Here is a 15,242-nt window from a genome sequence, read left to right as displayed (position 1 = left end):
TATTTTGTATATTTTTGCAACCCCAAATTTCCATGTTGACGATTGAAGATATCACTGGCTTTTTTGTGGAGAACGCCTCTTATAAGTCTGGCCAAACCCCACAAGAAGATACTCAGAATATCCCTATTATTGAGTCTTGGATTGATGTAGAAAAAGATGGCATAGCGGTGATCAGAGGGAAACTATATGGCCATCCTCAACATCCCCTTGGTGTCAGTATGACGACCTCCACAATTCAGCGGTACTTCGGCGGTGCAGGCCATGTTTATGTTAAAACTAGAAACTCACTCTATGAGTTGGGTCAGCCCCTCAAGGAATTAGAACTCCCAGATGAAACGTCAGATTTCCAAGCACTGGCAAAAAAGACGATATGGCATTGTTAGAGTCGAGATATGCGGAAAATTCTTCGCCACTATATCGTCCTGCTAGCAGGCGTTTGAGGCATTGCTGAATGGTGAATGTGACCCGAGATAGACACAGATCACCCTGAAGATGTCCGTGGGTATCGCTATAGATTTTGAAATAAGCAGTTGACGATAAATTTGGGTGGAGCCTGACATTTGAGTAACGCTGATTTGTGGTTAAGTCTAGCCTCACATGTCAACCCACTCTTTTCTTAGAAACCATGAAAATAAAGGCTTTGAGATACTTCTGTTAGGCAGTCAGGATGGGGGCCGTTGTAGAAGGCTTCGGTGGGAGTCATCTCGCCTGGATATGGCTAGTTGGTGGCGCTACCATTTTTCTGCATAAACTCATGACGGTCTATAAAAATATCGAAAATATGGTCCATTTTGGTTAAAGCAAAGAAGATTTTAACCTGCTCGTTCAGTGAACATAAAGAAAGGGTGCCCCCTTTTTCGTACACTACTTTATGGGTTGCCACTAAAGCACCTATTGCGGAACTATTGATGAAGGCGACTTCTTGCAGATCCACAAGAATCGTCTTCACACCATTAGCCATTGCCTTGCTAATTTCATAGCGTATCTGGTTGGCACTGCTATCATCCATGAACTCAGTAGGTTGGATAATTTTGTAGCTCATTGATAGAACTCCTAAATCAGTCCTTTTGGAGGGTGAGCCAGGCAGGGGTGAAGGCACTGGATAAAAAAATGGCTTACAAACCAGAACACAATTCTTTGTATAAAGAATTACCGATACTGAAAGCGAGGGAGTACTCTCAGTCCAACTGAAATACCCTTAAACCATCAAGAATGCAATCAGCCTCCAGGGTTTCCCCAGAATTAAGTGAACTGATTTGAATGAGGTTTTGTCAGAGCCTTCCTGTATCTATGATCTAAAACTTCTTACCTGTATACCCCAAGGAGATGCTGTGTTGTAGGGGCGTTCTGGACCTGTCGAGGGTCGTTATCTATAAAAACATTGGCAGCTCCTTTAAGGTGCAGACCAGTGTCTTTGTATGTGATCAAAGAGTGAGGTATTTGAACGAAATAGTCATCTAGTATCTCAGTCTACCAATCATTAATATTCTCTCCGCATTGGTTTGAATTTGCGCTGCCTCTTGATCAATATTGGATACCCATGATTACTGCTCTAAGCAGACTCAGCGTATCTCTCTAGCTTCTTCATAATTTTCTTGAGAATCAGTCGAATCCCTTCATGGCTCAATCCAATCTGTTCACCGATTTCCCTCATCGATTTGGGCTGATCATCCTCCAGCCCATACCTCTGACTGAGTACTAAGCGCTCCCGTTCATCCAGATGAGCCATTACATGAAACAGTTGCTCGTCACGTTGTAGGGATTCCATATAAAGCGTGGGTTGATTATCTCCTGGCAATAGATCGAGGAGAGAATCTTTTTGTTCAGGTCCAACGGGCTGATCCAGGGATGATATCTTTTGGAATAATTGCAGGGTCAGATTAATGGTCTTCGGTTTGATTTCGGTGGATTCGGATAATTCGGATAAGGATGGTTCTCTACCGAGCTTTTGATTGAGTTCTCGGTAGTGCTTCTTGATCTTGTTGATCATCTCCCATTGATACTGAGGAAGGTAAATAGGACGTGACTTTGCTCGGAGGGCAGCCGTAATTCCTTGTCGAATCCACCAGTAGGCATAGGTGCTGAAACGACAACCTTGGGCTATTTCGAATTTGTCTACTGCGGTGCTCAACCCAATGCTGCCTTCTTGAATCAGGTCTAGGAGTGGTAGTCCTCTGTTCTGGTGTTTCTTGGCAATAGAGACAACTAAACGCAGATTGCACTCAATCATCCTTTGCTTAGCTCGGAGGCTTCCCGCTTTAGCTTGTCTGGCAAGCTCGATTTCTTCTTCATGGGATAGGAGTGGGTAACGGCCCATCTCTTGGAGGTAGTAATGAAGACTGTCATAGTTCGTAGCCATCACATCACCTCGCAAACGTCACTGGTAGAGAATTACCTCGAATGGCCCGTTATGGGAAGGATAATTGATGTTTCTTAAGGTCAAGATATGCAAAAAGAAGCTGGCAGAATCATAGAAATATCCACCAGCTTGGATGTCGGAATGAGGTTAAAACTTTAGCGATATTCCCAGTCTATCAGTCTTTCACCTGCTCCTTGAAGACCTTGCCAGCACTAAATACAGGTGCTTTTGTTGCTGGGATTGTGAGCTTTTTCCCTGTCTGTGGATTGCGTCCATTTCTGGCCTTTCGGTCTCTTGCCTCAAAGCTGCCAAAGCCTACGAGAGTGACTTTCTCGCCCGAGCTAACACTATCGATAATCGTTTCGGTAACGGCTGAGAGAATAGCATCAGCCTGTTTCTTAGTCGCTCCAGATTTCTCAGCAATAGAATCAACTAATTCGCCTTTGTTCATGGCTATACCTTAAAGAGTGGGTCAGCACTGGATTTTAGGCTTTCTATGTGAGGTTTTCTTGAGGATTAAGATTTTGATTGAATCAGGAAAGAGGTGGTGGAGAACACTCCAGGTTTCCCAGGTATATCATTCATTACTCATCAGAGTGTTGAACTCCCCCGTAAAAAATTAACAGAGGAGTTTGGATAAACAATTAAGACTTCTAGGCAACCTTGGTCAAATGAATATGTTTGCGACCGACAGCAATTTCAAATTCATCCCCAGGCTCGAGTTCTAGTGCTTGGGTATATGTACGGCCAACCAAAATATTGCCATTGGATTGAACGCTGACTTTATAACTTGCTTTGCGCCCACTATTGCCGTTTCCGTTAGGAGATTGGCTATCTAAATCGATGCCTTCCGCATCCAATAGAGCATTGAGAAACGCGATAGTTTTAATTCGTTCAGAGCCATCTTTATCAGCAGAAATGTATCCGCAAGCTTTCGCTTTTTCTTCACGAGTGTAATCACTCAATTGCTTTACTTTGGCTACTAAGTCTTTTCCTGTTAAGGGTTTAGTTTGCTTTTTCTTTCTCGGCATGGGTTAAAAAATCTCTCTGACAGTATCACTTGAACCACTAAATGATTGCATAGAGTTTTTGGTTTGTGGTTAGCGGATAACCGACCCTATCAGTCAGGGTGATATGGGATATCGAATTTTTACATAAGAAGCTTCAACTGAAATAGGATGAGCGATTGTGTTAGTAACTCAGCCTTAAACCTTCGATAATTCCTTAGTTTTGACTGTAGACCCAGAATTTTGCCCTTGAGTAGCATCCTGTTTGTAAAAGTCCAAATCCAAAGCCGAACCAATGACTTGCCCGTTCGCAGATATCTCATACCAACGACTCGTAAAAATATTCTGGGCAATCGTTGCATGAGACATCCCACACCGAGATATGCCTTCTGGTTTTTCTTTCAGAGGAATACCTCTGACGGGCTCTTGAGTGCTGGGCATTTGGAATATCTCCCCAGTTCAATCATCTAAACTCATGCTAGCAACCCTACTCGGGCATCTTCAGGTTGCCCATCAGCACGTCCATTGCTAGTTCCATGTCGCTTTTACCCAGAATGCTCTCGATGGTTTTGTCCTTGATGTCGTCGACAATGTTCAGAATGCCCGTGAGCGCTTGGGCAATCTTTTCCACCTGTTGTTCAAGCCTGATGATATCCTTCAACTGTTGTGGTGAGGGGCTTTCCTGTTTCCAACGAGAGAACTGCTCCCGATAGACCCACAAGAATTCATGCTGCTCAGAATACACGTCAATCACCCGTTGAATGGTGGCATCATCCATCGTATGGGGTTTCTTCTGGGCTTCCAGCATATTGCTGTGCTGGCTTTGCACCTCCTCCAACATGCCATCGACCATCGGAATACACTCGTGCATCACCCTAATGGGTTGCCATTGTGGGGACTCAGATTGCTGAGACATAATTAAATTCTACTCAGAGGATTAGGGGCAACCTATCAGATTCTGCATCACACCTTCAAGTTTGGAACAGCCTCCGTGAGTAAGTATCTGAGTCTGCATCAATAACGATTAGCTTTGACGATTGTTGGTCTGTCTAGAAGGTGCTTGCCAAATTGACCTCAGTCGCTGTAAACCTTTTGGGTTGATATGGATCTCGTCGTCTATCAGTTTTAATTCACCGTTGGCAAAGGTCGAACCAGCAGCCCAGAGGATACTTGTTAAGTCGCCACGTTTAAGAGATGAGGGAGCATATTTCTCTAGACCTTCATTAGAAAATATTTCATAAATTTCCTGCATGGTGTCTGGGTATTGGGTATCTAGTGCCCGGACGTATAGAAAGAGCAAAGGCATGGGATCGTTAGTCCCAAAAATGGCAGAGCAGATGTAGGTAGAGGTCGTCACCATCCAAGTTGCGATCTGATGCGGATCGGTGGTGCGATCTCGGGCCATTTCCAACACGAGATCCACCATATTTTTTCTGAAAGGAGTCCCCAGACGAGCCTCCACGTTTTTCCAAACGGCTAGGTTATTTGGATCCATGTATGGTTAATCTTGTCGATTAATATTTCCAAGCCTCAGTCTTGTTGTAAATCTTTCAGCATATCATCAAGGTCTACATCATCTAGCTCGTCAATTTCAGGCAAGATATCAGTTTCATCTATAGGAAGATTGTCTGTCTCTAACTGTGACATAGTTACTTATTACCATATATATTTATCTATTTATTTCCCCATAGTAAATAATCTCTTATGTATCCTGTATCCGAAAGTTTACGGAAATCCAGAGATACAAGATGAATTAACCATTTCTGGTGCAGCAATAGATTTAGCCTTGCGTCATCTAGACCCTCAAAAGGTCGGATCCACATCATCCTTTGGCAATATGGATTACTCGACCTTGAGCAGCTAGGGCAAGCGTTTGAGTGGCGGATGAGAAAAAAAGTTGATATGGCTACCACTAGGAGAAACTAGAAAAAACTGGCAGCATAATGTAAATGTTTGCCAGTAGAGATGTAGCAATAGCGCAAAAGTTGGCTTTATTTGCAACTCTATCACCCTGATAAAGGGAATCATGAGTCATCAAACACTAGCTGACTCTAGCCCATCGCCTACCCTAGGCATTGTTCGAATCGGGAATGTTTAGCTGTTTGGCCTAGTGCTATTGTCATTGTCTTCAATGTCCTCAACAACACTGCTTATTTCCATTTCTAGCTGTTCTATCGTAGGTAGTTTGTCTTGAAAATTTTCTGGAAGCTGTGACTGAATCTGGTAAGTTGAGACGCCAATTGGTTGCTGATTTCCTTGAAGGGCAAATTCAACAATAGTTTTCTCTTTTGATTTACAAAGGATGATGCCGATGGTGGGGTCATCGCGATCAGAGCGAAGCATATTATCCACGGCAGCAATATAGAATCCCATCTTCCCAGGGTACTCAGGAATGAATTCCCCCATCTTGAGGTCAATGATCACATAGCAGTGGAGATGAACATGGTAGAAGAGGAGGTCAAGCCGATACTCTTTATTGCTGACTACCAGAGGATATTGACTTCCCATAAAAGAAAAACCTAGCCCTAACTCCATGTGGAAGTCACGAATATGGACTATGAGACTTCGTTCAAGTTCTCGCTCATGAGCATCATTACTGATGGTGAGAAAGTCGAAGTTATAGGGACTTTTGATGATTTGCTGTGCCAAGTCAGATTGAGGATGGGGAAGAGTGCGTTCGAAGTTTGAGATAGCACTCCCTTTGCGCTCATATAAGTTGCTCTCAATTTGATGCACCAATACATTGCGACTCCAGCCGTTATTTACAATTTCATGGGTATACCAAAGCCGTTGCTCTCTAGATTTGAGCTTTTCTAGCAAAGCTATGTTGTGGTACCAGGGAAATTGTCCAAGCACCTCTTGGACAATTTGTTCTTCAGGCCATGCCTCGGCTCGCATATACATGAGATTTGAGCGGGAGAACCCTCTCATGTCTGGGAACTCTCGTTTTAAGTCTTTGGCCAACCGTTCGACGACTTTGCTACCCCAGCCCTCTAACTTTTGACGCTGGAGAATTTCTCGTCCAATCTGCCAGTAGAGCAATACCAGCTCTTGGTTGACTGCCAAGTGTGCTTGGACCTGAGCAGTGCGGATACGCTGTTTTAGCCCATCAAGGAAATCGGCATAGTTGCTCTCTGAGAAGAGAGACGTTTGATTAGGCATGGTAAAGACCATACAGCGGGACAAGCAACATACTATCGAGTGCTCATTTCAAGTCGCTCAAGAAAGCCGTTGTCTTTGAGCTATTTATGAGGCTTGCATCTGCTCAACAATCGCTTTTACCGTTCCATAGCCAGGAGATCTTTGTTTACCTTTAAGGGCACGTCGCCATACCTCAATTCGCTGTTGTTTAGTCAGACCAATCATGGGACGAACAGCGGACTCAGAGCGAGGTAATTTATTGGACTCAAAGACACTAGCTAAGTCAGCAATAATGTCAGCGGCATACATCAGTTGATAGGCCCTAGCGCGAGTTAGGGCAAATTTATCTTTTACGAACGCTTCAAAAGTGGTTGGATATTCTCCACGGCGTTGGATCTCTCTCAGGGCTAGGCCAGCTTGAGCAATTGCGTAGGCCCCTGCATTTAAACCAGCTTCTACGCATTCACTCAGGTCGTTAACAGACATTTGGCCTAGGTTATCGAGTGGCATGTCTTTGTTCATGCCCTCAAGTTATCACAAAAAATTTAGGGAGCAATTACTTGTGAATGTATACGAGTTAGTATACAATAAGAGTAATCGAAATGAGACAACTAAATAAGTGAGTTCTACTTAGTGCTGGTTACCCTGCTGAATTCCGCAGACAGCGGAGTAATCCGATGCCCACCAAGGCTAAAAACTAGAGACAAAATCAAAAACTTTTCATCGAAAAGAGCCGCTGACCTTCTTGGCAGGAGACTTCAGCGGCTCTAACACGCTCACTTAGATGAGGTACTTCAAATGTTAAACGATCCACTGACCCATGCTTGGCAACCCTGGACTGATGCTGAGATGTCTGAACGCAATAAGGCTGTTTCCGGTAACTGGATTCTAGCCTTTTTCCAGGATGGCTATTCTCACGACACTATTGATTCTGGAGATTCTAAGGATTGCGTACCAGATACCCATCCAGAGGATAACTAGCTCACTCCGTTCTTATTCCGCGCCCTGGCTCTTTCTGCCGGGGTGTTTTGCCATGTCCTTTTCTGAAGCTGGACCCATGCCTCCTGAAATCACTTATGCCTTTGTCTGGGTTGAGGACCAAATCAGGGTTGATGCTGCTGTGGAGTGTGGCAGACGCTTTAAGGGTATCGCCTGGATTCTTGACCCGAATTCTCAAAATCCCAGTCTCAGACTTGATAATCCCCTTGGTATCAGAGCAGTCCAGGCCATCCTGGATCGGACCAAGATAGGGTTTGCTGCTCCCACGGCTTGATACCAGCTTTTCTTTTCCCCGATTGGTTAAGACCTTGATTAATATGTACCCAAATTTACAACTTGATTAGGTCTATAAATGTAGTCTAAAACCTAACAATAATTAGCATTATCTAGTATTTAAGCCTCAATACTTCATCTTTGAGTTTCTTCTCTCACCGATTGGGTTTGTCACTCGATCTTCGGTTACTCTCTAAAACCCCGGCATCTCCTGTCCGGGGTTTTCCCTTTTAAATCATTGGAGGGATATCTCCAAGCCTTGCAACCCAATTAAAAGTACCCCCTTCCCCAAAACCTTCTCTTTGATTTCTTATCTTTATTATTCAGCCCCCTGGTATCCCCCACCAAGGGGCCTTTTTCATGATGCCCGGAGGCAATTCCATGAAAATCCACGTTGCTCAAATCCTGACCTGGAATGGCCGCACGTTCTAGGTGATTGATTTGCATCAGGCCCAAACCCAGGAAAACCTTGGGTCGGTCATCAGGGAGTACGTGGCTGCGATGAGGGTGCGGTTAGTTTACTGGAGTAAGGTATTGCAATCCTGGTCTCAGTGGATGCGAACACTGGCGGTTCATTTGCAATCGCATCCACCTACAAACTAGCTCAAATCATTTCCCTTACTTCACACCTATTAATTCATTTCACACCTACTAATTCCCCTGGCTTATTCGCTGGGGGTTTCGCGTATCTGGAGAAAATCATATGACCGTTTCAGTACCACCACCTACACTAACTTCTGAGTCTCAAAGACTTTCTCAGCCTTCATTCAACCGACCTCTCGGCTTAGGCCAAAGCCCCAGTGGATTGGCAATTTTCTGTAACCGGGCCAATACCAAAACTTGGTATACCCTCGACGTTAATACCCAGCCACAAGAACTGGAATACCCAGCTCTAACGGGGTACTTGGTGCGTATAGAATTCCCTCCAAAGGAATACAGAGGCGAAAAAAGTCATAAGCTTCGATTTAAAATTCAGGCTGATCGGTTGTATACCCTGGAGGCAGGTTATCGGTCAGTGTTTGCTAAGGGATTCCTGAGTGAGATCGCAATGCTTACACCAGAGCAACTCCGACAACCCATCATCGTTGAAGCCACTCCATCTGATCAAGAGGAGAAGGTGTTGTTTTGTTCTGTGTGGTTGGGTTCTGAGAAGGTTTACTATCGCTGGGATGACCAAACAAATTGGAAGTCGATTGCCCAAAGAGCTATGGCTAATGTAGCTGGGATAAATGGTTAACGACCCTCATCATAGATATGGAAAAGGGCGACCAGGAGTGTAGTGTGTCGCCCCTAAAGAGATTGCTGTTCACAATCGCATCAGAATTTACCACGACGGCAAAATAATTTATTTGATGTTCACAAATCTTTTGCTGTCGAACCAATAGACCAATAAAAAGGCGATTCCCTGTTAAAAGACTCACCTTCAGTTGAAGCAATTAATTGCTTCTGTTTCCTAGGGAGAAATCTATCATGCAAACTGAAACCAAAATTCCGACTCGGATCAAGCTTAGGGATTGGAATGTGCAGAAGAAAGCAGGGGCTTATGTCCTTAAGACTCCGCTTATGACGCACTGCTGGGGTTGTAAGCAATACCGCCTTGCGATCTCAGCCATGCCCACTGGCAATCACCATCAAACGCAATTCAAGTGGTTCTGCCAAAAACGCGCTCGTAATCTGGGTATCCAACCCAGTCAAGAACTACTGAAGAAGTTGCCGACAATGAACACCTTGCAAAGTCGATATCGCAAGACCCAGATCAGTCAATTGCAAAATGTCGGTTGGACTGGGGATGATTTGGAAGAATGCCTTCAGGCTGCAATCGAGAATAGATCTAAAGCCGTGTTCTGATGCTTTACTCTGCATCCTACTTCGAGCCTCAGAACCATCACGGTTTGCTGGTGTCTATTTCGCGATCGCATCCCCGATCCTTCCAAGTTGATACCAAGTTACCCTTTTTGGCTCCGTCCCAAACTCTGCTTGATGATTGGAAGCATCAACAGCTCACTGAGGCAGGATATATCGACCGATATCGTCAGGAACTCCAGCAGGCATGGCCCCAGGTGAATTCTTGGTTAGCTTCCCTAACCCCAGAGGGAGATTGCACCCTATTGTGCTGGGAAAAGGCGGGTGAATTCTGTCACCGAAACTTGGCTATGAAGGTGGTTCGCAAGCATCGACCCGATTGCTATGGTGGCCGCGATATTTCCGCTGATCTGGGTCTGAAATGTCCTAACTGCCAAGCTCTAATCATTCCTGGAATCGACCAAAGTTATTGCCCTGATTGTCGTGAGTGGATAACTACACCGATATAAATACTAGACTCATCTACACCTCGAATATCAAGGGCAACCCACGGCAAGAAAGTTGCCCTACTACAACGCATCAGTTTCCGCTAAGTGAAATTTACCAAGTCTGCCCACAGCTACATTCGGCTCCCCTGATAGCAAAGCGATAGCCGCCACAACAAGATTAAGACTTCAACAGGAGGGTGAAATCGTCATCCTTCTGTTTGCTTATGAATAGAAATAGGAGACAGTTTCCATGCGCAATTTAGTGTATTCGCCTCAGCATCACCTGGTGTACTTCCTCGGAACACTCAGAAGACAAAACGGCACCCGTCTCAAGGTGTTTTCAACAGTCTCCAGGAAACATGTTCTGATGATTTCCAAGGACAAATCCGGGAAGTGGAGTAAAGACTTTACCTCTGTGAAAATCAGGGATTTACGCCCTGCTGTGCGCCTCTGGTTGTGCTGCTAGGAGTAGGACCGTGAGCGCCACCCAGATGGTCTTGCCCCTCCAGGTATCCGGTGCCTCGACGCTCCCAGATCTGTCACTTGTAGGCTGGAGGATTGAGCAAGGAAAGTTAGATGGGATTGCTCTGTACGAGAAGTTGAGGAAAATTGGTGATAGCTTTGCCCATTAGGCGGATTTACAAGAGTGGTAACAGGCAGACTCTTGCGCACAGTATGAGCGAACTCCAATGGAGGTGTGTTAAAAATCTCTCGTTGTACTAAAGGCCGATCTGAAGGAAGCAGAATATGGGTTGTTTGGGGTTGAAGGAAATTTGATTTATAAGGCTGAAATGGTTTCAGAATCAGAAATGAATAGAACGCTGAAGTTCCCAGTAGCGTTGGCCAAAAGATCAGCTTAGGGAAGATGTTGTCTTCGTAGGAAATAAACTTAAACTGGCTTGAATAGCTGTCATGAGTAAACAAGTAGGAATCTACCGCTACACCCAAAAGGGCAACATACATAGCCAAGTAGAAGTATTCAATATAAATGATGTCAGATCCTGGGATCTCCTGTCGAATCTGGATATGGGATAACAAAACTACGAAGAAGAGGGCGGAACAAACTCCGAGGACTTCTGACGTACTAAAGCCAAAAATATCGGCTTGGCCTTCTTTAACCGTAATGGTGAGTAGTGTCGCAAACAGCAAGATGGCTGAAATTAGAAGGGGTACTAGGTTGACAATGAAGGCTCCCAAAAACTCTCGTTTAAGCACAACATTAAAATATAGCTCTGGGGTTTGGGGTAGTGGTGTTTCTAAGCCAAAATCCATGTCATACTGTGGTGTTTTGAAGTCAAAAAACGTTTCTTCGACTTCCCACTCACCTAAGACAATACTGTCATCGAGCCCGAATGTATCCCCAGCTTGAGTGGACTTATACGCATTCAGATCAGGGACCAACATATTACTCCGGGCAAAGTCTTTCCCCCAAATACGAATCCAAACTGTTTTGTGATCTAACGGGTACTTCTTATAATTGAAACGCTGCTTGAGAGTTGATTCAAAATACCAACCAATCACTTCTTCTGTATCACTAATAGAGCGTCGGTAGGCTTGTTGTGGATCCAGGTTGTTACCCGAATCCACTGCTTCTGGCAAGATGAATCCCACTGGCACATCTTGGTCTTTGGGGACCTTGGCAAAGATTGACTTATCATATATCTGCCAAATGTAGCCCGTAACATTGACTTCAGTAGCATTGTTGAACTTGAGAGATTGCAGAAAGACACCTGTTGGAATCGCCTCAGATTTATTTAGGGATATACCCCGTCTTTTGAGGTGAGGAATGATATCTGCTTCATTGGCAAGCTGCTCTAGATTAGGCTGATAAGAACTATCAATCCGAAACCACATCAACCCAATGAGGGCAATAAAAAGGATTGAGGTTCCAGAAGAAATCCACCACCAGCGTTTGATATTCATCACTTGCTAAGGCTCAAGGTTAGCTGAATCGTGCCATTAAAAGTGAACGATAGGAAGCCGACTTTAGTCGAAGGGCTGCTGCTTAAATTCAGAGTAGAGTTATGTCCAGCCAATGTACATGATCTGGTCTGATTACGGTCTGGAACGGGCACAAGAGAGTGCAGCTAGAGTCAGGTATCAGATTTTCGAGCTAAACAGCACGGATAGGCGGGACAGCCCCAAACTCAGACGGCATATTGACCATTGGCGACCCGTCTACTCTTATTCTTCATAGCAAGTTTGGGAAACAATCCAGCTTTGGGGAATGCAAGCTCATCCTGTCTATCACCTGGGCTGGGTTGGCTGAGTTGCGTAATCAAGAAGCGGCTGAACGTCATTTATGTCTGAGTTGCATCAGGAAGTCAGTCCTACAGCAAGCTAGTTGTAGTGGGAAGAAATCTGAACGGTTTGAGTCGTTCGTTTGTCATGTATCAACATCTGACCAAACGGCAAACTCATTACCATTTGGATCACTAAAGTGAAAACGACGACCACCCGGAAATGAGAAAATGGGCTTTGTAATTGACCCTCTTGAATGCTCAATTTTTGATTGGGTCTTCGTTAAGCTTTCACTATAGAAAATGATAAGGGCACTACCTTTATCAGTAGTAGCCGTTAAGTTAGATTTAAAAAAGCCGCCATCAATGCCTTCATTTGAGAAGGCTGTATACTCAGGGCCGTAATCAATAAAAGACCAACCAAAAACTGTGCTGAAAAACTCTTTCGTTGCCTCCATATCTTTTGCTGGAAACTCAACATAATTTATTTTTTCATGCTTATTCATTGTTCTGTTTCTCATTTGCTCCGGTGATAAAGTGTGGTCATGAACTGATACCATTGCCCGTTATCACCCAACGCATGGGAAGTCATAATCCGATGATCGTCACTCTTTAATTCGATCACATCTTTGTATTGGCCTATGGTTCCATCACCTGCCATGCTGGGTCCCCGTGAACTGAGCGTTAACACCTTTCCTGTGTCATTAAGTTCACCATCATATTGCCAGAGGTAGGCCATCATCGAACCGATCCAAGTCCCCACAAACTTTTGGTTTTGGACGTCAAAACCCAGAGTCATGATTGTCGTTCCAGGACCACCACACATTTCACCCTGGCCTTCACATTGAACCCAAAAGTTACCAATGGTACTAACTGTCTCAGTCCCGGTTGATTTTTCGGAGGGATGATCTGGACCCATTTTCGCATCTGATTCATAGGTCCATTCACCAACAAGTTGTTGGAGCCATTGGTGTTCTTTTTGGGGCTCATGATTGATGGTTAGCTCTTGTTGTGGGGTAGTCGTTTCCATCGTTTTCTCTCCTTAGTTATTAGTGCAGTAATCCTGGAGAATCATCAAGCTGGTTTATCGCAATTAATTAGCCAGGGTATGGAAAATTGGTCAGTAACCATGCCAAAACGTATAGCCCAAAATGTCTCTTGAATTGGCATTGACACTGTTCCGTTCTCAGCTAGGGCTTGAAAGATTTGTTCGGCTTTGGCAGGGTCGTCCATATTGAGTGAGACAGAGAAACCTTTAGGGACCTCGTATTCCCCAGGCATACCGTCAGACCCCATTAAAACCCTGTTGTTCACAGTAAGTTCGGCATGCATTACCTTATTGCGCCATTCAGGTGGTACCTGATCCTCCATCGGTGAACCTTCATAGGGCATTATGGTTTCGACTTTGCCACCTAAACACTGTTCATAGAACTGAAAAGCTGACTGGCACTGTCCATTGAAAAATAGATATGGATTCAACTGCACTATGCCCTCCTAGATTTAAATACGGATTAAAGAACTCACATTTATGAAATGAGGCAATCGCTATTCTTGATATAGTTCAAACGTACTATATCTTATAAAATCTGATTAATGGCAAAATCAAACTTAAGAAAAATACACAAAGCAGATCGGCGATGTTCTATCATCACTGGACAGTTGAAAATAGTTCATGTTTGAGGCACCCCCCGGTTTAAAGATGTCGAGAGTGCCAAAAGTAATATGCAGATATCAAAGCGAGCCAGCTTCCTTTTGAGATTGCTAGCAATCACCCTTCTGGCAGTGGTATTAGACAGTCGTCTAACAACTAAGAATATGAGCCAACCCCATCCAGAACAGCGTTCTTTTTATCAAGGTTTTATCTATCAGCCTTATGACTGGAGCGATGAAGCCTTTGAAGAAACATTCCGGGTGATCGGGGAAAACAGTGACATCATTGGCTTCTATTTTGATGGTTTTGTGCCCTGGAATGAGGCAGCAGCAAAGAAACCCTATCATCCAGTACAGGAGCAGGAAATCCAAAAAAGAATCAACGGCATTAAACCTCACCAAAAGATTTTCCTGGGGACGAGTCTTTTAGGGAGTGATCGGGTGAGTCTCTCGGGTTATTTAGGAGAATACGAAGTTCCAAGAACAGGCAAGTGGAAAGATAAGACTTTCGATGATCCAGAAGTGATTGCGGCTTATCTTCATTGGTGTCGAGATCTCATTACCCGGTTTCAGCCTGATTATTTTATGTATGTAGCAGAGGTAGATTCTGGCCTTGTTAACGTTGATGATCCTCGCTTCCAAAGTCTACTCCGTTCGGTGAAGCAGATTTACCCAGTATTAAAACGGGAGTTCCCATCCCTGCCGATACTCATTGAATTTGTGCTAGAAAATGACGAACAGATGAGTAAACGAGCGGAGGTGACTCAATCGTTATTACCCTATACGGATATGTATGCGGTGAGTACCTTCCCCTTTATTATGACTGGAGGCAATCCTGCGGATATTCCTAAAGATTGGTTTTCACGAGCAAAGGAAATCGCACCAGATATACCGTTCGCTGTCGTTGAAACTAATTTCTTGGCTGAAGACTTTTATCATCCAACTCAGGGAATCCCTATTCCTTTTCGTAAGAAACGCTTACTGATTCCAGCACGAGAGAAGTGGCAAGCAGCATATATTGAATTCTTGCTTTCTGAAGCCCATCGATTGGAGGCAGAGTTTGTACTGTACTGGGGATATCGCGATTTGGATCAATTACAAGCCAAGTTGGATGGTACGGGTGGTGCGTTTGATTCAAATATTCATGGTTTTGCCAGTTTATCCAAAGACTGTGGACTGATTGACGAGAAAGGCCGTCATCGCCCCTCTTTTAACGTATGGCAAAGATGGCTGTCTCTTCCTCGATCCTAGTTTTGAGGTGAGCGCAGGCTTGAATTCTAAG

General features: G+C 44.3%; 23 protein-coding genes. 9 read left to right on the top strand and 14 right to left on the bottom strand.

The genetic code is table 11. The features are described from left to right. Positions 1–32 precede the first annotated feature (32 nt). A complete protein-coding gene (locus AM1_RS30765; RefSeq protein ID WP_012166968.1) occupies positions 33–383 on the top strand; it encodes a hypothetical protein in 351 nt (116 codons plus the stop codon). On the opposite strand, the gene AM1_RS39100 is transcribed toward AM1_RS30765, so the two are convergent. The 8 genes from AM1_RS39100 to AM1_RS30730 all read right to left on the bottom strand — a co-directional run bounded on the left by AM1_RS39100 (position 310) and on the right by AM1_RS30730 (position 4,861). Then, on the bottom strand, positions 310–597 hold the full coding sequence (locus tag AM1_RS39100; protein ID WP_071820008.1) for a diguanylate cyclase domain-containing protein: 288 nt from the start codon (positions 595–597) through the stop codon (positions 310–312). The genes AM1_RS30765 and AM1_RS39100 overlap by 74 nt on opposite strands. A gap of 121 nt (positions 598–718) precedes the next feature. Beyond that, positions 719–1,042 (bottom strand): STAS domain-containing protein, encoded by a 324-nt coding sequence (locus AM1_RS30760; protein ID WP_012166967.1) that lies wholly within the window; start codon positions 1,040–1,042, stop codon positions 719–721. A 510-nt stretch (positions 1,043–1,552) separates the two neighbouring features. Continuing rightward, the gene (locus AM1_RS30755; protein ID WP_012166965.1) at positions 1,553–2,359 is read right to left on the bottom strand and encodes a sigma-70 family RNA polymerase sigma factor; all 807 of its coding nucleotides are present in this window, start codon (positions 2,357–2,359) and stop codon (positions 1,553–1,555) included. Between the two features lie 175 nt (positions 2,360–2,534). Beyond that, positions 2,535–2,810: an HU family DNA-binding protein gene (locus AM1_RS30750; protein ID WP_012166964.1), complete on the bottom strand. Its 276-nt coding sequence runs from the start codon at positions 2,808–2,810 to the stop codon at positions 2,535–2,537. A 202-nt stretch (positions 2,811–3,012) separates the two neighbouring features. After that, entirely contained in the window at positions 3,013–3,390 is a 378-nt protein-coding gene (locus AM1_RS30745; protein ID WP_012166963.1) for an AbrB family transcriptional regulator, read from the bottom strand. A 174-nt stretch (positions 3,391–3,564) separates the two neighbouring features. Continuing rightward, a complete protein-coding gene (locus AM1_RS30740) occupies positions 3,565–3,807 on the bottom strand; it encodes a hypothetical protein (RefSeq protein ID WP_012166962.1) in 243 nt (80 codons plus the stop codon). 46 nt (positions 3,808–3,853) lie between these two features. Beyond that, positions 3,854–4,282 carry a hypothetical protein gene (locus tag AM1_RS30735; protein WP_012166961.1) on the bottom strand — a complete coding sequence of 143 codons (429 nt, stop codon included), beginning with the start codon at positions 4,280–4,282 and terminating at the stop codon, positions 3,854–3,856. 108 nt (positions 4,283–4,390) lie between these two features. Beyond that, a complete protein-coding gene (locus AM1_RS30730; RefSeq protein ID WP_012166960.1) occupies positions 4,391–4,861 on the bottom strand; it encodes a hypothetical protein in 471 nt (156 codons plus the stop codon). 257 nt (positions 4,862–5,118) lie between these two features. Between AM1_RS30730 and AM1_RS44320 the strand changes: the two genes are divergently transcribed. Continuing rightward, positions 5,119–5,292: a DUF2949 domain-containing protein gene (locus tag AM1_RS44320; protein WP_315897253.1), complete on the top strand. Its 174-nt coding sequence runs from the start codon at positions 5,119–5,121 to the stop codon at positions 5,290–5,292. 168 nt (positions 5,293–5,460) lie between these two features. Here the strand turns inward: AM1_RS44320 and AM1_RS30725 are convergent, their stop codons facing one another. Together AM1_RS30725 and AM1_RS30720 are read right to left on the bottom strand one after the other, a co-directional pair. After that, on the bottom strand, positions 5,461–6,528 hold the full coding sequence (locus AM1_RS30725; RefSeq protein WP_041661260.1) for a PDDEXK nuclease domain-containing protein: 1,068 nt from the start codon (positions 6,526–6,528) through the stop codon (positions 5,461–5,463). Between the two features lie 84 nt (positions 6,529–6,612). Next, complete coding sequence (locus AM1_RS30720) at positions 6,613–7,017, bottom strand: hypothetical protein (protein ID WP_041661222.1); 405 nt, start codon at positions 7,015–7,017, stop codon at positions 6,613–6,615. 288 nt (positions 7,018–7,305) lie between these two features. Between AM1_RS30720 and AM1_RS30715 the strand changes: the two genes are divergently transcribed. The 6 genes from AM1_RS30715 (at position 7,306) to AM1_RS42540 (ending at position 10,536) form a co-directional block, all read left to right on the top strand. Beyond that, on the top strand, positions 7,306–7,488 hold the full coding sequence (locus AM1_RS30715) for a hypothetical protein (RefSeq protein ID WP_012166956.1): 183 nt from the start codon (positions 7,306–7,308) through the stop codon (positions 7,486–7,488). A gap of 76 nt (positions 7,489–7,564) precedes the next feature. Then, a complete protein-coding gene (locus AM1_RS30710) occupies positions 7,565–7,780 on the top strand; it encodes a hypothetical protein (protein WP_041661221.1) in 216 nt (71 codons plus the stop codon). Between the two features lie 702 nt (positions 7,781–8,482). After that, positions 8,483–9,016, top strand: a complete 534-nt coding sequence (locus AM1_RS30705) for a hypothetical protein (protein WP_012166953.1) — start codon at positions 8,483–8,485, stop codon at positions 9,014–9,016. Between the two features lie 233 nt (positions 9,017–9,249). Next, the gene (locus AM1_RS30700) at positions 9,250–9,627 is read left to right on the top strand and encodes a hypothetical protein (protein WP_012166952.1); all 378 of its coding nucleotides are present in this window, start codon (positions 9,250–9,252) and stop codon (positions 9,625–9,627) included. After that, positions 9,627–10,091: a DUF488 family protein, N3 subclade gene (locus AM1_RS30695; RefSeq protein ID WP_012166951.1), complete on the top strand. Its 465-nt coding sequence runs from the start codon at positions 9,627–9,629 to the stop codon at positions 10,089–10,091. Before AM1_RS30700 ends, AM1_RS30695 begins: the two co-directional genes overlap by 1 nt. Positions 10,092–10,320: 229 nt before the next feature. Continuing rightward, on the top strand, positions 10,321–10,536 hold the full coding sequence (locus AM1_RS42540) for a hypothetical protein (protein ID WP_187152982.1): 216 nt from the start codon (positions 10,321–10,323) through the stop codon (positions 10,534–10,536). On the opposite strand, the gene AM1_RS30690 is transcribed toward AM1_RS42540, so the two are convergent. The 4 genes from AM1_RS30690 to AM1_RS30675 all read right to left on the bottom strand — a co-directional run bounded on the left by AM1_RS30690 (position 10,533) and on the right by AM1_RS30675 (position 13,795). Next, positions 10,533–11,993 (bottom strand): hypothetical protein, encoded by a 1,461-nt coding sequence (locus AM1_RS30690; RefSeq protein ID WP_012166950.1) that lies wholly within the window; start codon positions 11,991–11,993, stop codon positions 10,533–10,535. The genes AM1_RS42540 and AM1_RS30690 overlap by 4 nt on opposite strands. 463 nt (positions 11,994–12,456) lie before the next feature. Then, entirely contained in the window at positions 12,457–12,816 is a 360-nt protein-coding gene (locus AM1_RS30685; RefSeq protein WP_041661220.1) for a VOC family protein, read from the bottom strand. A gap of 11 nt (positions 12,817–12,827) precedes the next feature. Further along, a complete protein-coding gene (locus tag AM1_RS30680) occupies positions 12,828–13,340 on the bottom strand; it encodes a DUF1579 domain-containing protein (protein WP_012166947.1) in 513 nt (170 codons plus the stop codon). Positions 13,341–13,384: 44 nt separating this feature from the next. Beyond that, entirely contained in the window at positions 13,385–13,795 is a 411-nt protein-coding gene (locus AM1_RS30675; RefSeq protein WP_012166946.1) for a VOC family protein, read from the bottom strand. A gap of 330 nt (positions 13,796–14,125) precedes the next feature. On the opposite strand from AM1_RS30675, the gene AM1_RS30670 reads away from it, so the two are divergent. Next, positions 14,126–15,211, top strand: a complete 1,086-nt coding sequence (locus tag AM1_RS30670; RefSeq protein ID WP_238549348.1) for a hypothetical protein — start codon at positions 14,126–14,128, stop codon at positions 15,209–15,211. Positions 15,212–15,242 lie beyond the last annotated feature (31 nt).

The sequence above is a fragment of the Acaryochloris marina MBIC11017 genome, from assembly GCF_000018105.1.
Classification (GTDB): domain Bacteria; phylum Cyanobacteriota; class Cyanobacteriia; order Thermosynechococcales; family Thermosynechococcaceae; genus Acaryochloris; species Acaryochloris marina.
The sequence above is the reverse complement of the archived record's forward strand: the minus strand, read 5'-3'. Positions and strand labels throughout refer to the sequence as shown.

Bases quoted from the DNA above. Each gene is read 5' to 3' on its own strand.
- AM1_RS30710 (WP_041661221.1), top strand. From the start codon at position 7,565: ATGCCTCCTGAAATCACTTATGCCTTTGTCTGGGTTGAGGACCAAATC.
- AM1_RS30670 (WP_238549348.1), top strand. From the start codon at position 14,126: ATGAGCCAACCCCATCCAGAACAGCGTTCTTTTTATCAAGGTTTTATC.
- AM1_RS30680 (WP_012166947.1), bottom strand. From the start codon at position 13,340: ATGGAAACGACTACCCCACAACAAGAGCTAACCATCAATCATGAGCCC.
- AM1_RS30745 (WP_012166963.1), bottom strand. From the start codon at position 3,390: ATGCCGAGAAAGAAAAAGCAAACTAAACCCTTAACAGGAAAAGACTTA.
- AM1_RS30715 (WP_012166956.1), top strand. From the start codon at position 7,306: ATGTTAAACGATCCACTGACCCATGCTTGGCAACCCTGGACTGATGCT.
- AM1_RS30690 (WP_012166950.1), bottom strand. From the start codon at position 11,993: ATGAATATCAAACGCTGGTGGTGGATTTCTTCTGGAACCTCAATCCTT.
- AM1_RS42540 (WP_187152982.1), top strand. From the start codon at position 10,321: ATGCGCAATTTAGTGTATTCGCCTCAGCATCACCTGGTGTACTTCCTC.
- AM1_RS30760 (WP_012166967.1), bottom strand. From the start codon at position 1,042: ATGAGCTACAAAATTATCCAACCTACTGAGTTCATGGATGATAGCAGT.
- AM1_RS30725 (WP_041661260.1), bottom strand. From the start codon at position 6,528: ATGCCTAATCAAACGTCTCTCTTCTCAGAGAGCAACTATGCCGATTTC.
- AM1_RS30705 (WP_012166953.1), top strand. From the start codon at position 8,483: ATGACCGTTTCAGTACCACCACCTACACTAACTTCTGAGTCTCAAAGA.
- AM1_RS30730 (WP_012166960.1), bottom strand. From the start codon at position 4,861: ATGGATCCAAATAACCTAGCCGTTTGGAAAAACGTGGAGGCTCGTCTG.
- AM1_RS30740 (WP_012166962.1), bottom strand. From the start codon at position 3,807: ATGCCCAGCACTCAAGAGCCCGTCAGAGGTATTCCTCTGAAAGAAAAA.
- AM1_RS30695 (WP_012166951.1), top strand. From the start codon at position 9,627: ATGCTTTACTCTGCATCCTACTTCGAGCCTCAGAACCATCACGGTTTG.
- AM1_RS30700 (WP_012166952.1), top strand. From the start codon at position 9,250: ATGCAAACTGAAACCAAAATTCCGACTCGGATCAAGCTTAGGGATTGG.
- AM1_RS30720 (WP_041661222.1), bottom strand. From the start codon at position 7,017: ATGCCACTCGATAACCTAGGCCAAATGTCTGTTAACGACCTGAGTGAA.
- AM1_RS30685 (WP_041661220.1), bottom strand. From the start codon at position 12,816: ATGAATAAGCATGAAAAAATAAATTATGTTGAGTTTCCAGCAAAAGAT.
- AM1_RS30755 (WP_012166965.1), bottom strand. From the start codon at position 2,359: ATGGCTACGAACTATGACAGTCTTCATTACTACCTCCAAGAGATGGGC.
- AM1_RS30735 (WP_012166961.1), bottom strand. From the start codon at position 4,282: ATGTCTCAGCAATCTGAGTCCCCACAATGGCAACCCATTAGGGTGATG.
- AM1_RS30765 (WP_012166968.1), top strand. From the start codon at position 33: ATGTTGACGATTGAAGATATCACTGGCTTTTTTGTGGAGAACGCCTCT.
- AM1_RS30750 (WP_012166964.1), bottom strand. From the start codon at position 2,810: ATGAACAAAGGCGAATTAGTTGATTCTATTGCTGAGAAATCTGGAGCG.